The sequence below is a fragment of the Nostoc sp. ChiSLP03a genome (assembly GCF_034531215.2).
In the GTDB taxonomy this organism is placed as follows: Bacteria; Cyanobacteriota; Cyanobacteriia; order Cyanobacteriales; family Nostocaceae; genus Nostoc.
Map to the genome: position 1 here is coordinate 48,535 of NZ_JAVRBQ020000194.1, position 15,676 is coordinate 64,210.

Sequence of the window (15,676 nt, forward strand, 5' to 3'; positions counted from 1 at the left end):
TGTCAAGCTATGGAGGCGGAGCCTCCCAGAATGAATTCCCAGCCTGGAGGCTGGGAACCAGTCAGGATAAGGGCTGTATCTTAACTTAGTGCCATTCTATCAGGAGTGTTGAGTGCTGTTAGCTATCCGCTAATGGAACTCAGCACTAAATGGCACTTTTATTAGTAACTAGAGGATCGGTTGATGACGGATTTTATTGAATCAAATTTAAATGTTGAGAGTGGACAACCTCAACTGAGTTTGAGTAAAGATGCTGCGCGTAATTTGTCCACGACCACCAAATCTGCACCGCAGACACAGGAAATTACCTCGCGGTGGTTGTTGAAGATGTTGCCGTGGGTGCAGACGAAGGGTGGGACTTATCGGCTGAACCGTCGGTTGACCTATACGGTGGGTGATGGACGGTTAAGTTTCTCTAACACCGGAGCCGAGGTGCAGGTGATTCCCCAGGAACTTGGTGAGTTGCCCTTGCTGCGAGGATTTGACGATATCGAGGTGCTGAGGGCGTTGGCAAGTCGGTTTGTTCAGCAGGAGTTTGCACCTGGCGATATCATAGTCCAGTCAGGTCAGCCAGCCAATCAGCTTTTCTTAATCGCACATGGCAAAGCGAACAAGATTGGTATTGGTAAGTATGACGAGCAGCCTCTATTGGATACGCTAGCTGACGGTGATTATTTTGGCGATCGCGTGTTGTTGGAGTCAGAAAGTAATTGGAAGTTCACGGTCAAGGCTGTGACCCGATGCACGGTATTGGCGCTACCACAACAGGCATTTCAGGAACAGCTCAACCAGTCGCCAGCGTTGCAGGCTCAACTTGAGCAATTTAGGACTCGCGCAGAACTTCCACAAAACAAATACGGAGAAGCTGCGATCGCGTTGTCAACCAGTCACAGTCAAGAGACGACGTTACCAGGAACATTTGTTGACTACGAACTTTCACCCCGCGAATATCAGTTGAGCATTGCTCAGACTGTGTTACGAGTGAATACTCGCGTTGCGGATCTTTACAATCAACCATACAACCAGACGGAAGAACAATTGCGGCTGACGATTGAGGCATTGCGGGAACGTCAAGAATACGAGTTGATCAATAACCGCGAATTTGGATTGTTGCACAACGCCGACCTCAAACAGCGCATTTACAGCCGCAGTGGCCCCCCAACTCCCGATGACCTTGATGAATTAGTCACCCGTCGGCGGAAGTCGAGGTTCTTCCTAGCTCATCCCCGCACTATTGCAGCCTTCGGTCGCCAGTGCAACCGTCGAGGCATCTATCCAGACACTATCGATATGGATGGGAGCAAAATAATCACGTGGCGCAATGTACCGATTCTTCCCTGTAACAAAATCCCGATTACCAAGAACCAAACTAGTTCTATCCTTATACTCCGCACTGGTGAGAAAGATCAGGGCGTGATTGGCTTACATCAAACTGGTATCCCGGACGAATACCAACCTAGTTTGTCCGTCCGATTCATGGGCATCAGCGAAAAGGCTATTATCTCCTACCTTGTCACCGCCTACTACTCCGCAGCTGTTCTCATCCCCGACGCACTTGGCATCCTTGAAGATGTGGAAATCGGTTTGTAACTTTTTTGAGTGGAATATGAGTCAATTTTGCTAAACTTTCAGTTACCCTGAAACTCATAACTCACCACTCAGGACTGATGCAAGATAGGCAAGAACAAATTTCGCAAGTGGTAGTAACTGCTGGGCAGATGCGCGATATTGAAAAGCGGATCTTTGCAGTGGGAATGCCTGTAGTTGCTTTGATGGAAAAGGTGGCGGGATTAATTGCTCGTCGCATTCCAGAGATTCCTGCAAACACCCCTTTATTAAGGGGGTCTCGTGTGGGAATTCTTGTCGGCCCCGGTCATAATGGTGGCGATGCTTTAGTCGTAGCTCGTGAATTATACTTTCGCGGGTATGAGGTTTGGATTTATTCTCCTTTTTCTAAGCTTAAAGAATTAACTTCGCAGCACTTGCAATATGCCCAGAGTTTGGGCATTCCAATTTATCAAACAATTGAGCAATTGCCAGATTCGGATTTGTTGATTGATGGCTTGTTTGGGTTTGGTTTAGAAAAAAACCTGACCGATCCCATTGCTTCTGCAATTAATCAGTTAAATGAATTATCTATACCGATTTATAGTATCGATTTACCTTCAGGTTTACACACCGACACTGGCGTTGTATTAGGAACTGCCATTCGCGCCACTCACACATTTTGCTTAGGTTTATGGAAACTCGCTTTCTTCCAAGATCGGGCGTTGGAATATCTTGGTAAAGCTGAATTAATCGATTTTGATATTCCTTTAGCTGATGTGGAAGCTGTTCTCAAAGATGCACCTAAAATTAAACGGATTACACGAGCCAAGGCACTTGCTACTTTACCTTTACCCCGTCCAGCAGTTACTCACAAATATAAAGAAGGACATTTACTGCTGATTTGCGGTTCGCGGCGCTATGCAGGTGGGGCAATTTTAACTGGTTTGGGTGCTAGGGCTAGTGGTGTCGGGATGCTTTCGATTGCCGTACCCGAATCTCTGAAATCTCTTTTGGTGTCACACTTGCCAGAAGCGCTAATTGTCGGTTGTCCAGAGACGGAAAGTGGAGCCATAGCTCAATTAAAATTACCAGAAAAAACCGATTTAAGTTCCTTCAATGCGATCGCTTGTGGCCCCGGTTTAACACGAGATGCTACGCCCATTGTGCAAGAAGTCATAGAAAGCGAACGCCCTCTGCTTCTCGATGCCGATGGTTTAAATATCTTGGCACAAATGGGAGCGATCGCCACATTAAAAAAACGCCAAGCAGTAACCGTACTCACACCCCACACTGGCGAATTTGAACGATTGTTTCCTGATGTCGCCGATGCCAAACATGACAGAGTGAAAGCAGTACAAGAAGCAGCCGCCCAAAGTGAGGCAGTAGTATTATTGAAAGGGGCAAGAACTGCGATCGCCAATCCTCAAGGTGCTGTTTGGATTGTTCCTGAAAGCACACCCGCCTTAGCCCGTGGTGGTAGCGGCGACGTGTTAACTGGGCTACTAAGTGGATTGTTAGCGCAAGCAGCAACTAAACAGATTCCCGTAGAAGATATTGTCGCAACTGCCGCATGGTGGCATTCCCAAGCAGGTATAATAGCTGCCCAAGAGCGTACCGAATTGGGTGTAGATGCGTTTACATTGACACAATATTTGATGAAAGCTCTAACTTAGTCAAATTCCTCGTTCCCAGTCTCAGACTGGGAATGCCATCCTAGAGGCTCCGCCTCTAATTAAAATAACATCATGGGACGCAGCCGCTACCACGTACTAGGAACCCAGCCACACTTCCTCACCTGCACAGTTATAAATTGGATACCACTATTCGGCAAAGTTGAATTTACACAAATTATTTTAGATTCCCTGAATTTTCTGCAACGTCAGCAGCGTTTAACTTTATATGGTTACGTAATTATGGAAAATCATCTCCATCTAATCGCCTCTGCCGCCAGTTTATCCAAAGAAATAGGAAATTTTAAATCGTTCACGGCTCGCTGTATTATTGACTTACTTGAGAAAAATAATTCTAACTACATACTCAACCAGCTTGAGCTTTATAAATTAAAACATAAGACAAAACAAGAATATCAACTTTGGCAAGAAGGTTTTCATCCGCAGGTAATTCTAGATGAGGAAATGTTTAGACAAAAGTTAGATTATATTCACAACAATCCAGTCAGGTGTGGTTATGTGGATGATCCCGCACATTGGCGATATTCTAGTTGCCGCAATTACATGGGGCAAATAGGTTTATTACAGGTAGATTTGATTGATGTGTTAGAGAAGGCGGAGCCTTGAGGATGGCATTCCCAGTCGGAGACTGGGAACGAGGGACTGGGAACGAGGAATTGGGATCAGGCATTGACTAAATACCAACGCTGTAGCGCCAACCGTTGAATTTCGCGCCAGGGAATATTATGTTTTCGGGCCAAGTCTGCACAATCTTCATATTCTGGCTGCACATTTGCAATAACTTTTTCTGGCGATCGCCTTTTCCATGCTATTTTTACACGCACTTTGCCATATTCCGTTTCCACTTGTTGAATTTCCCGTTGTAAAATGGCGCGTTGCTGAGTTGTTCGCCGAATGCCTAAAGTTGTAGTTTCGCGGAAGATAACGGCTTCACAACTGAGTAAATTTTCTGGATGACAAATCACAGTTAACAAAATTCCCGGACGCGACTTTTTCATACCGATCGCTTGAGTAAAAACATCCAGCGCACCAGCAGCAAACAACGCCTCAAACGCATAGCCAATCGCTTGTGGATTCAAATCATCAATTTGGGTTTCTAATACCGAGATGGTTTCCAAATTTGAGCTAGTTTCTTCAGAATCACTGAAATTTGACTGCAAACTTGCGCTTTCACCCAACCAGAGGCGTAAAATATTGGGAATGGGTAAATTTATGGTTCCCGCTCCAAGTCCTATCTGCTTGATAGCGATCACAGGTGGTGAACCAAAATCTCTTGCCAAAGTAGTGGCGATCGCGGCTCCTGTTGGCGTTACTAATTCTCTGTCAATGCCATTGCTATAAACTGGACAACCCCGCATTTCCCACAGCTTTAATACCGCTGGCACTGGTACTGCCATCTGACCGTGTGCAGCCCGAACAGTGCCGCCACCAGTCGGAAACGCCGAGCAGTAAAGTAGGGGCAATCCTCGATCGTTGCTCGCAATCCCCAACCAATCCAACCCCAGGCAAGTACCCACAATATCTACGATCGCATCTATAGCACCCACCTCATGAAAATGAACTTTTTCAGGTGCAATGCCATGCACCGCCCCTTCTGCAACCGCTAGCTGTCGGAATACCGCCAAACTCCAAGCTTCTGCCCTTAATGGCAACTGAGCTTTGAGAATCATCTGCTCTATTTCTGGCAAGTGGCGTGTGTGATGGTGACTGTGTTCGCCATCGTGGTGATGGTGATGGCGATCGCGTACTAAATCTACATGGACTTTAGTTGCCTGTTGACCATTCCGTTGGACAAGTTCCGCCCTTAACTGATATTCCTGTTCAATACCCAACCCATTAAGTTTTTCAATTAAATACTCCACAGGAACACCCAAACTGACCAAAGCACCTAGGCACATATCACCAGAAATTCCTGTCGGACATTGAAGATAAGCGATTTTATTCATAATAAATTTGTCATTAGTCATTAGTCATTAGTCATTGGTCATTAGTCATTGGGCATTGGGCATTGGTTATTAATTATTGCTTCCCCTGCCTCCCCTGCTCCCTGCCCCCTGCCCCCCTGCTCCCCAATCCCCAATCCCCAATCCCCAATCCCCGTCCTATGGCAAAAATTTTCCCAGTTCATCCGGATAATCCTCAAATTCGCCGAATAGAGGAAATAAAGTCGGCGCTCTCTAGTGGCGCAGTCATGCTTTACCCTACTGATACAGTCTATGCGATCGGTTGTGATTTGAATGCCAAGTCGGCGGTAGAACGAGTGCGGCAAATTAAACAGCTAGCAAACGATAAACCATTGACATTTTTATGTCCCTCGCTTTCAAATGTGGCAACTTATGCCTTCGTAAGTGACACAGCCTATCGGATTATGAAACGCCTGATTCCAGGGCCATACACGTTTTTGCTCCCAGCTACGAAGTTAGTACCGCGATTGGTGCAAAGCCCCAAGCGGAAAACTACTGGAATTAGAGTACCAAACCATACTGTGTGTTTGGAGTTGCTGGCAGCCTTGGGCAATCCGATTATTTCAACTTCAGCACATCTGCCACCAGATGAAGCAGATAATGGCATGATTCGGATAGATCCTGAAACGATTCAGTCGCGGGTAGAGCTATTCGATCGTTTGGACAAGTTGGTAGACATAATTGTAGACACTGGCGAGGAACCTACATTTGAAGTATCTACCATCCTAGATATGACCGGAGACGAAGCAGCAATTATACGGAGGGGTTTAGGTTGGGAAACAGCAGCAGCATGGGTATAAGAATTCCACTTCACAGGCGCACCTCTCGGTTTCGGAAATTGTGATAAAAATAACTCCAGTTTTACAATTGTCATATTTAAAAGCGATGTTTACGATCGCCTGTTGTGTGAGACCGTGGATATAAGAGGATGGTGGCAAAACTTCGCACAGTAAGGTATTTGACAACTTTCAGAAAATGGCGGGTACTCGTGTGCCAGCGTTGAGATAATGGCTTGTGAAGAAAAGCGACACATTGCCATAACTGTAACTCTTTCGTATTTCCTATAGTTTTGATATATGAGCTTTAGATGTGAGCATTATATACGACAAGTCTTGATGGATGAATGCCTAAAAATTCACAAGCCTTGGACGGTCTTGATTGCTGTGTCTGCGTTGTAATTACGGTGCAATACTACTGGAAAAGTCATGAAAGCTAACGTCGTCAATCTACCAAACTCTACACCCATTTTTGAGAACCACGTTTCGACTGAAGAATTTTCAAATAGCAGCAGCGATCGCTTGATTCAATTGCTGTCTGAGGAAATGCAAGCGCAAGTGAAAGCAACACCCAAGTGTGTAGAAGCTTTAGCAAAGCGCATAGCCGTAGAAGTAGAACGCATTTGTGACAAAAGCTCCCGCATTCAAACATCTGGGGAAATCAAGTCCTGGCAGATGACTTTGGGAAGGCATCGGATGCAAAAATGCTTACGTTACTACCAACTAGGTTCCAAACAAGGGCGGGTGGAATTACATAGCAATTTGGGTGCTATGGTTTACCGTCATGTAACTGTATCTGGTTCGGAGTTGGGCTTCGATGCTCGTTACAGCCTAATTGAAGATTTTTTACAAGCATTTTATATCGAAGCAATCAAAGCTTTCCGTAGAGAAAACGAACTACCAGAGAATCACACGCCGCGTACTCAGCTGCAATTAGCTGAATATATGGCTTTTACAGAACAGTATGCTAAACGCCGGATCAATTTACCTGGTGGTGCAAATCAGCAATTGATTATCTTGCGGGCCCAAGGTTTTGCTCGTCGTCAGCCCCAAGAAACTACCGTGGATATTGAAATGGCGGTAGAGTCTGCTAAGGGTGAAGAAGCAGAATCTTACCAGCGTAACTCGGCGGTGCAACAGCTGCGATCGCAAATGATTGCCCAAACTAATTTCGATCCATCTGAAGAATCAGAACGCGATCGCGTCATCGCTGAATTGATGAAATACCTGGAGTCTCAAGGTCAATCTGATTGTATGAACTACCTCAGCTTGAAACTTCAAGACCTTTCAGCCCCAGAAATTGACCAAATTCTCGGTTTAACTAGCCGTCAGCGCGATTATCTCCAACAACGGTTTAAATACCACGTAGAAAAGTTTGCCAAGCAACACCATTGGCAATTAGTACATCAATGGTTAGGCGCGGGTTTAGAGCAAAAGTTGGGTTTATCTTCCCAACAGTGGGAAATCTTTGTAAATCAACTCACAGAACAACAACAGCAAATATTAGAGTTAAAAACTGCACGGGAAAACGACGTTGCGATCGCCAAAGCCATCAAATGCACCCCCAAACAGCTACAAAAGCGCTGGACTCAACTTTTAGAAATAGCATGGTCTATCCGCAACGGTCATACTGAAGCACAAACAGGTTGAAGCCAAAGTGAAATAACTAAAAACCATTATCAAAGCTTATGACTGGGATAAGTAGCGCGAATTTAGCTTATACACCAAGGACAAAATTTCATTAATTCGTAGCGAATTCTTTGCGTACCTCTGTGCTTCCCTCTGCACCCCTCTGCGTTTAAATTTCACCCCTCAATTCGCCGCAATCTTCCACAAATAACTCTTATCTGAATTTATCTAAATTACTAACTCTTTCCTCATCCAAATTATTAATACATTTGTATTTAGTTAGTACAAAAATACTAATATTTTCTGATTTTTCACCCATTAATCCAACCTTGTTTACATCAAAATCAAAAATTCATATTAAGCAACTGAACCTTTTTTCCTACTTCTGTGAAATCCTATAATAAGCAGGACTTTTGGCAGAGGGATTGAAGATGGCTCTGACTCAAGGCGGACGGGCAAATAAGTCTGGGAACATTTTAGAAGCAAATGTAGAAGCAATCTTGCATGGGCATAATTATTTCCAAGTAGGGAACTATGTCCAAAAAGAATTTATACTAAATGCTACTTTATTGCCAAAACGTTATGGTAAAGAAGTCTATATTGGAACTGGAATTTATCATACCTATCTGAAGGTTGATTTTTATGTTATCGGCTCATCTGCAATGCCATCTGGTTTAATTTTTGAGTGCAAATGGCAAGAAAGCCCCGGTTCAGTTGATGAAAAGTTTCCTTACTTGAACATGAATATTCAGCACTATTACCCAGCACCAACTATTGTAATTTTAGGCGGTGAAGGTATGCGAGAAGGGGCAAGCAAATGGCTGAAAGCAAGAGTTAATGATAACCATAATTTATTAGCAGTTTATAGCTTAGATAGATTCATTGCTTGGGCAAATAAAAATCTTTAAAAGATGTAATTAATAGTTCGTCAATCGTACCTCTATTTTTTATTTTCGAGTTAATTGAACGTGCTGCTTTAATTTTATAGGTTTCAAAATTAATATCAGTATAAATTTTTTGAATAAATTCACTATCAGAATTGCATACCATAACTTTGACACCACGATTTGCTAACTCTGCACAAGTATCTCTTAAAAGTTCTTGGTCTTTTTTACTAAAACAATTTTGATTATAAGCAGTGAAATAGCTAGTATCACTGATAGGATGGTAGGGCGGATCTAGAAATACAAAGTCATCACTGCTAGTCGCATGATTTAGGACTTCTGTAAAATCTGCTTGTTTAATTTCTGCATGGGAAAGTGCTTCGGAGGCTGCTTTTAGTAAAACCTCAGCACAAATATTAGGATTGTTATATCTGCCTAAAGGTACATTGAATTTCCCCTGTGAATTGACTCGATAAAGACCATTAAAACAAGTCTTATTAAGATAAATTAAACGAGCAGCTTTTTCTATATCAGTACCGTCAGCGTTATTTCTTACACTATAGTAATAATCTTTATCATGTCGAATTTTATGCTCTTTTAATAGAGAGATTAATTCTTCAACCCGGTCTCTAACACAACAATAAGTGTTAATTAATTCGGCATTAATATCAGTTAAAATGGCTGCACTGGGTTGGAGATAGAAAAAAACAGCACCCCCACCTAAAAATGGTTCATAGTAATTTTTATAACTCTTGGGAAAAAAAGGAATATATTGCTGTATCAACCGACTTTTACCCCCCGCCCACTTCAAAAACGGACGCGGGCTAGTTTCCTTTGAGACTTGAATTACCATTTACTTACAATTTATCTAAAAATAATTATGACTAAATAAAGCCAATATAACCGACAAGCCAAATTTTAGATTAACTGACTAATTTTCCAGCCGCATATATTACAATTGAGTAGATAAAGCATATCAAAACAAACGTAAGTATATAACAAGGCAGTTTACATTCAGATGTTTGACGGATTTTGGGATAACGTCTTTCGCTACCCCCGGTACTTAATTACGATCGTTTTAGGCTTGTTTCTAAACACCTTTGCGCCACTAGTGCCATTGTTGAAACGCCCAGTCACCTCGATCGCTATCTTGGGTTTATTTGTGAGCAGCTTAGTCTTCCTTACTTTCACCCTACGGGCAATGCTGGGCTTGAGTCCAATCTAGACTAGGGTTATATAGGGGCTGTGCCCCATAGACGGTTGCTCTCGCTAAGTACTGTCAACCCAACTTGCATTTATATTTTGTCGTACAACCTCTGTGATGAGGGGAAATTTTTATGGCTACAAATCGTCGGGTTTCCCGCGTTGCTGAACTGATCAAACGGGAAGTTAGCCAAATGCTGCTTAACGGAATTAAGGATGACCGTGTGGGTACTGGAATGGTCAGTGTGACTGATGTTGATGTTTCCGGCGACCTGCAACACGCCAAAATCTACGTCAGCATCTATGGTACAGATGAAGCTAAGGTAGAAACAATGGCAGGCTTAAAGTCGGCCACAGGTTATGTCCGCAGCGAACTGGGGGCGCGGGTACGGCTACGTCGTACACCAGAGGTGATATTTCTCGAAGATCGCTCTATAGAACGCGGTAATAAAGTATTAGCACTACTAAACCAACTTAACCACGATCGCCCCCCAGAAAATCTGGAAGCAGTAGAAGACAGCGCTGTTCAAAATGATGAAGAATTCTCCGACTAAGTAACTAAAACAACAATGTAACTTCAGAACAATTAATCTCAGCAAATCCGCCAAACAGTTTACAGACGTGACTAGATCGCGTCTGTTTTAATGTGAACATAACCTAATTCAGCAAGACACTTCTCTTTTTGTAGGCGAAACAACATTTAAACATCAGACTTCTTGGCATTTGTGGGGAAAAGGGGAAGGTTAAAGGGTAAAGGTATGGAATTTTCCCAAACCCAGTAACCTTTAACCTTTCTCCAACCGGAAAGCAAAAGCTACTTTTGCAAGATGTCTATTTTTCCTTGCTAAAACTCCATTCCTTGATGGGTGGAATATTCACTAATTCTGAAATTCTGACTCCTGTTTATCTGTGTCCTGATTATGAATTAGAGTATTACTCGACCCAATACTACTCGCTTTGTGCATTTTGAACTCACAATTTGGTTTGGGGAAAAGGTTACTGGGGTTTGGTTAAAGGTTTTTTCTTTCCCTTTTCCCTTTAACCGACAACTATTGTTACTCGACCCTTTTACAGATGTTTTTCAAAAGAAAATTGGATGGTGTTAGTGCTGAAATTAACTAAGAAATTACAGGCTTACTTAAGAAATTGTTAACAGATGCTATGGTTCAAGCCTTCGTAGTATACTTTTTCCGTTATGTTTTGCAACAATTTATACCCTAATAACTGACAAATATTATTGTGTTGCTTACCTTAGATGAATACCCGCAGTTGTAGATCCAGCTTTTAAGGTGATTATTTGATATGTAAACGATGGCGATATAAACCCTTACTACCCACCAAATCTTGTCTAAATACAGTAATGGCAAGACTTTCAGACTTGTGGCATCAAAGTCATACAGTTACATAAGCAGGTTAAGTTAACTACTTGGAATTTTTTTTGTAAAGCGGATTTTCGACAAATGTCAGGATTCGTTGACTTTCTTAACATTTCTTGAGATAATTTCAGGAGATGTAGCGTCAAAATAAAAATAGTTCCGTATAGCAAACTACAAAATCTTAGCCACAAGTCTAATTTCTGTAATGTTTGTTCCTAATTTTTAACGGGAACACTATCGTAAGTGTTAATTTGTGAGTAAAAACCATGAGTGTGAATACGGTGCCTTCTATCAATTACTACTCTCTAGATGTGATTCAAGACGAAGCACGCCGACTGGTGCAAAAGGGAATGGTTAGCCGACAACAGCCAATATATAGCCTCTGCCAATACATTCCAGCGAGAGAGTGGGTTTGCGTTGAATGTGAATTAGAGAAATGTGACTTTTTGTTACGCGATCGCATTGGCGATCTAATTGGTCGCGAACAGTGGGACAACGACTAAATCAATGTTTGATTTCGGGTTTGGGATTGGGGGTTTGTTTTTGATGTGTGAATCTCACCATCAAAGATTCAACACTCAATTTGGCGGATAATCTCTAGTTTTGAATGAGCATTGCCCTATAGAGAATCTTGCATTTTTGATTAATACAGAAGCAGTTGAGTCTGAATTTATACAACTTTTCAAGTAAAAGAAGGCATCAAAACCATTTGTTCTGTACATCTGGTGTCACGGCTTGAGTTTAGTATATAGATTCTGCGAAGTTCCTACATCGATCCGATAGAAGTGTAGGAACTTCGCTTTCGACTCGCCATTTATTGCATCCCTTACTTGAAGGAAGCGATTGTCTGCTTGTTGTTAAAAGCCAAAATCAGCCTTGAAAAGTTTGCTAAGTAAAGGCTAACCGACACCAGTTGCGACAAAAAAGGGAAACTCCGCTAGCAACTGGCTCAACTTTCGCAAAATCCAAAATTTTTATTTTTATAGTATTTTTTCAGAAAAAATCTTACAAAGCATAAAAAAATCATCTTGAAATTTTTGGGGGAAGGTTCAAGCTTCACCCTTCATAGATAGCTATCTCTCCTGCCTCCTGCCTCCTTCACTTGACTATTATCCTACTTGCTCTAAATATTGATTAATGTCTTCAATGATGCGAGTAAGTTCAGCCTCAGTAGTCAAGCGAATGTTGACATTGCGGACAGTCAGCAAAACCTTGGCTGCGAAAGGTGTTGGCCAGATATTAGGATTACAAAAAACTTCTAAAAATACTTCACCCGTATAACGATATTCCAGGGGAGGCTGGGGAGTGACTCTACCACCGCCAGGAGTGGGTTTAGCGGCGATCGCTTTTAGGCGTTCCATCAGTTGATCCGTTGCTGCCTTTAATTCTCTTGCTGCTTGGGCTGAAAAACTGAAAGAGACTGAACCCTCAATCAAGTTCAATGTTAGAGGAATTGAAGACATATTTTTTTATTAAAACTTCTTGATAAGTACTTATATTACCGGAATAAGGGGTTTGAATCCCACTCTGAGAGTTCCCGATGTCTTCTTCAAAGACCATTATTACCGTTGCGGGTAATTCGTTAGTCTGTCAAGACAAGTATTCTGTCCTGGGTAAATAAGTTTGTAGTAAGTTAGCGCGGTCTTCTCCCAAAGGGAGAGGCTAGCGCCAAGGGGGTTTCCCCCATGAGCGACTAACGAACCCGTTCGCGCATCGTCTTTGTTAGGATGAAGTGCTTACTACGTAACAGGCTTTCATTGGCTTGCAATCACAGTATTACCTAGTCGTTTTGTTACCGCCGAATCAGGCTGTGAAGCCACCATCAATGTTCAGGCTCGCACCAGTAACGAAACCGGCTTCTGCACTGGCAAGATAGGAAACCATGTCGGCTACTTCTTCACTCCGACCATAGCGCTGGAGGGCAGTCATACTTCTCATAGTGTCGGCAAAGGAACCCTCCGCTGGGTTCATGTCGGTATCCACCGGGCCGGGTTGGATATTATTTACTGTGATGCCACGAGGACCGAGATCGCGGGCCAGACCGCGCGTAAAACTTGCGATCGCACCCTTGGTCAAAGCATACACGGAACCACCAGCAAATGGCATGATGTCACTGTTGACGCTGCCAATCATAATAATCCGTCCGCCCTCGCCAATATGGCGGACAGCCTCTTGAGTTGCCACAAACACGCCCTTAATATTAACCGCGATGATTCGGTCAAAATCATCCAGTGAGAACTCGTCGATAGTAGCCAAAGTGGCGATCCCCGCATTGTTCACGAGGATATCGAGACGACCAAAAGCTTTTACAGTCTCGGTGACAGCATTTTTCACCGCTTCAGCGTTGGCACTGTCGGCGCGAATAGCCAAAGCTTGCCCACCTGCTGTTTCGATCGCTTGCACCACCTCATCGGCTTTTTGCGGCGAGCTAGTGTAGGTGAGGGCAACAGCTGCCCCATCTTGTGCTAGACGTTTAGCGATCGCTGCCCCCAAACCGCGTGAGCCACCTGTTACCAATGCCACCTTCCCAGTAAGTTTTTTGTTGCTCATAGGATTCTTTTGTGATTAAAGTTTTGTATCGTCTGGTATAGATATAAAGCATGGGGGTAAGCCTGTCAAGAAATTATTATACTGATGAGTATGAAACAGGAAAAAACCACTGCGGCCATAGGCCGACCCCGCGAGTTCGATACCGATGACGCGCTCAATCGTGCAATGTATGTGTTCTGGCGCAAGGGCTATCTAGGCACATCCCTTTCGGATCTGACCGAGGCTATGGGCATTAATCGTCCTAGCCTTTACGCCGCCTTTGGGAACAAAGAATCTCTATTTCGCAAAGTGCTGGCTCGCTATGCCGACGGGCCATCAGCCTATCTTCGTGAGGCTCTCAAAGAGCCAACTGCGCGCCAGGTCGCCGAGCGGATGATGCACGGGGTCGTTGACTTAGGAACCGATCCACACAATCCACCCGGATGTCTCTGGGTTTATGGCACGCTTTCATGCGGAGATCCAGCCGACCCGATCCGGCAAGAATTGTCTGCACGCCGAGAATCGAGTGAAGCTTCTGTGCGTAAGCGTTTCGAGCAGGCGATTTTGGAGGGTGACTTGTCGGCTGATTCCGATCCAGCGGCTCTCGCCCGCTTTGTCGTGACAGTCAATTGTGGAATATCAGTTCTGGCGGCAACCGGAGCTACCCGAACGGAACTCCTACGGGTTGTGGAGACAGCGTTGCAAGCGTGGCCGCAGTAAAGATAGTGCCTATTTGGTATCACATGAACATCTGACGTGGAAACTGTCAGATTTCGCTCCTTAAATTTTGACAATTTTCTGAATAAATCATGAGCTTACTTATCCTTATCACGCAGTAAATAACACTCATTAAACCGATCGGTTATTTAGAGTAAATACAGACCACTGATGGTCGTCATAATATCTTTGAATACAACTCAATACGATCTCGGTTGATGTATTAATAACAAAGTCAATTAAAATATTCCTGAAATTAATGCTAAAAATACGCGGTTATTAGTAAAGCCATTACTAATGCCTATCCAACTTGTAGCTGTTGTTAGTTAAAAAGAATCTCAACAAATCTATTTAAAACATAGAGACTATAGAGAGACTTAACTCTTACTGTGTAAGACTTTGATACACTTTATTTGTGTTTATTTATATTTTGAGGTCTACATTATAAGTCATAGAACTTGATGTGATAAATTATCTATGACTTACGATAACCGCGCTGAAGTAAGAAAGGTTTTAATTATTACTTTATTACTCAACCTGTTTGTAATGGGATTGAAAGCACTTGTGAGCTACTGGACAGGTTCTTTGAGTTTACTAGCTGATGCTTTGCATAGTGTGACAGATAGCGCCAACAACGTTTTAGGATTAGTTGCGAGTAAATTTTCTTCTCCACAACCCGATCGCGAGCATCCCTACGGACACAGCAAGTTTGAAGCAGTAGGCGCTCTAGGAATTGCCTCATTTTTAGGAATAGCCTGTTTTGAAATTCTGCAAGGAGCAATCGAACGAATTCTCAAAGGTGGTGGTGAACCGATAAAAATATCGCCCCCACAATTGTGGTTATTACTAATTGTGCTGGGTGTGAATATTTTTGTGGCGTTTTATGAACGTGCTGTGGGTAAGCGGGTAGGTAGCTCAATTCTCATCGCTGATGCGACACATACCATGAGCGATGTTTGGGTGACAATTTCTGTAATTGGTGGCTTGATAGGAGTTTGGCTAGGTTATCAATGGGTGGATTTGGTCTTAGCTTTTCCTGTCGCCTTGTTGGTATTTTGGAGTGGCTGGTCAGTTTTAAAAGAGAATTTGCCTTGGCTTGTAGATCGAATGGCGATCGCACCAGAAGCAATACACGCGATCGCAACTTCTGTTCCAGGTGTAATTAACTGTCATACCAATCCTCTATGAAGATGCATAGAATAAAGCTTCATGGAACAGAGCTTCAAGGATAAAATCATAACAGGTCAAACAGGAGATTAACTCGGAAGACATTTGAGCTAACTCATGTTTAATCCGTTGGCGCAATTCCTCTAAATTTGAGAAATTCTCGCCCTTGAACTGACGTTTGATAAACTGCCA

At 43.1% G+C, this 15,676-nt stretch carries 14 protein-coding genes and 2 pseudogenes; 12 read left to right on the forward strand and 4 right to left on the reverse strand.

The features are described from left to right. Nucleotides 1-183: 183 nt before the first annotated feature. The 3 genes from RMY32_RS32345 (at nt 184) to RMY32_RS32355 (ending at nt 3,845) form a co-directional block, all read left to right on the forward strand. Nucleotides 184-1,590, forward strand: a complete 1,407-nt coding sequence (locus tag RMY32_RS32345) for a family 2B encapsulin nanocompartment shell protein (RefSeq protein ID WP_322709982.1) — start codon at nt 184-186, stop codon at nt 1,588-1,590. Nucleotides 1,591-1,667: 77 nt separating this feature from the next. Beyond that, nucleotides 1,668-3,221, forward strand: a complete 1,554-nt coding sequence (locus tag RMY32_RS32350; protein ID WP_322709983.1) for an NAD(P)H-hydrate dehydratase — start codon at nt 1,668-1,670, stop codon at nt 3,219-3,221. Between the two features lie 72 nt (nt 3,222-3,293). Then, the gene (locus tag RMY32_RS32355; RefSeq protein ID WP_322709984.1) at nt 3,294-3,845 is read left to right on the forward strand and encodes an REP-associated tyrosine transposase; all 552 of its coding nucleotides are present in this window, start codon (nt 3,294-3,296) and stop codon (nt 3,843-3,845) included. Nucleotides 3,846-3,901: 56 nt separating this feature from the next. Here RMY32_RS32355 and larC read toward each other — a convergent pair whose 3' ends face one another. Next, complete coding sequence (larC, locus tag RMY32_RS32360) at nt 3,902-5,185, reverse strand: nickel pincer cofactor biosynthesis protein LarC (RefSeq protein ID WP_322709994.1); 1,284 nt, start codon at nt 5,183-5,185, stop codon at nt 3,902-3,904. Between the two features lie 158 nt (nt 5,186-5,343). Between larC and RMY32_RS32365 the strand changes: the two genes are divergently transcribed. The 3 genes from RMY32_RS32365 to RMY32_RS32375 all read left to right on the forward strand — a co-directional run bounded on the left by RMY32_RS32365 (nt 5,344) and on the right by RMY32_RS32375 (nt 8,516). Beyond that, nucleotides 5,344-6,003, forward strand: a complete 660-nt coding sequence (locus RMY32_RS32365; RefSeq protein WP_322694998.1) for an L-threonylcarbamoyladenylate synthase — start codon at nt 5,344-5,346, stop codon at nt 6,001-6,003. A gap of 405 nt (nt 6,004-6,408) precedes the next feature. After that, nucleotides 6,409-7,629 carry a HetZ-related protein gene (locus RMY32_RS32370; RefSeq protein WP_322709985.1) on the forward strand — a complete coding sequence of 407 codons (1,221 nt, stop codon included), beginning with the start codon at nt 6,409-6,411 and terminating at the stop codon, nt 7,627-7,629. A 410-nt stretch (nt 7,630-8,039) separates the two neighbouring features. Continuing rightward, entirely contained in the window at nt 8,040-8,516 is a 477-nt protein-coding gene (locus RMY32_RS32375) for a PD-(D/E)XK nuclease superfamily protein (RefSeq protein ID WP_322709986.1), read from the forward strand. On the opposite strand, the gene RMY32_RS32380 is transcribed toward RMY32_RS32375, so the two are convergent. Continuing rightward, complete coding sequence (locus RMY32_RS32380) at nt 8,488-9,345, reverse strand: DNA adenine methylase (RefSeq protein WP_322709987.1); 858 nt, start codon at nt 9,343-9,345, stop codon at nt 8,488-8,490. The two genes, RMY32_RS32375 and RMY32_RS32380, sit on opposite strands and share 29 nt — an antisense overlap. Before the next feature lie 165 nt (nt 9,346-9,510). On the opposite strand from RMY32_RS32380, the gene RMY32_RS32385 reads away from it, so the two are divergent. The 3 genes from RMY32_RS32385 (at nt 9,511) to RMY32_RS32395 (ending at nt 11,574) form a co-directional block, all read left to right on the forward strand. Beyond that, on the forward strand, nt 9,511-9,717 hold the full coding sequence (locus RMY32_RS32385; RefSeq protein WP_322709988.1) for a DUF751 family protein: 207 nt from the start codon (nt 9,511-9,513) through the stop codon (nt 9,715-9,717). Between the two features lie 112 nt (nt 9,718-9,829). Continuing rightward, nucleotides 9,830-10,249: a 30S ribosome-binding factor RbfA gene (rbfA, locus tag RMY32_RS32390; protein WP_322709989.1), complete on the forward strand. Its 420-nt coding sequence runs from the start codon at nt 9,830-9,832 to the stop codon at nt 10,247-10,249. Nucleotides 10,250-11,337: 1,088 nt separating this feature from the next. Continuing rightward, entirely contained in the window at nt 11,338-11,574 is a 237-nt protein-coding gene (locus RMY32_RS32395) for a DUF4327 family protein (RefSeq protein ID WP_094347157.1), read from the forward strand. 606 nt (nt 11,575-12,180) lie between these two features. Here RMY32_RS32395 and RMY32_RS32400 read toward each other — a convergent pair. Together RMY32_RS32400 and RMY32_RS32405 are read right to left on the reverse strand one after the other, a co-directional pair. Continuing rightward, on the reverse strand, nt 12,181-12,534 hold the full coding sequence (locus RMY32_RS32400) for a hypothetical protein (RefSeq protein WP_322682320.1): 354 nt from the start codon (nt 12,532-12,534) through the stop codon (nt 12,181-12,183). A gap of 340 nt (nt 12,535-12,874) precedes the next feature. After that, nucleotides 12,875-13,621: a 3-oxoacyl-ACP reductase family protein gene (locus RMY32_RS32405; RefSeq protein WP_322673393.1), complete on the reverse strand. Its 747-nt coding sequence runs from the start codon at nt 13,619-13,621 to the stop codon at nt 12,875-12,877. Nucleotides 13,622-13,786: 165 nt separating this feature from the next. Here RMY32_RS32405 and RMY32_RS32410 point away from each other — a divergent pair. The 3 genes and pseudogenes from RMY32_RS32410 to RMY32_RS32420 all read left to right on the forward strand — a co-directional run. Further along, nucleotides 13,787-13,897 (forward strand): annotated as a pseudogene (locus RMY32_RS32410) (TetR/AcrR family transcriptional regulator); the annotation flags it as partial. 96 nt (nt 13,898-13,993) lie between these two features. Continuing rightward, on the forward strand, nt 13,994-14,320 hold the full coding sequence (locus RMY32_RS32415; RefSeq protein ID WP_322709990.1) for a TetR family transcriptional regulator C-terminal domain-containing protein: 327 nt from the start codon (nt 13,994-13,996) through the stop codon (nt 14,318-14,320). A 474-nt stretch (nt 14,321-14,794) separates the two neighbouring features. Beyond that, nucleotides 14,795-15,490 (forward strand): annotated as a pseudogene (locus RMY32_RS32420) (cation diffusion facilitator family transporter); the annotation flags it as partial. Between the last annotated feature and the right edge of the window lie 186 nt (nt 15,491-15,676).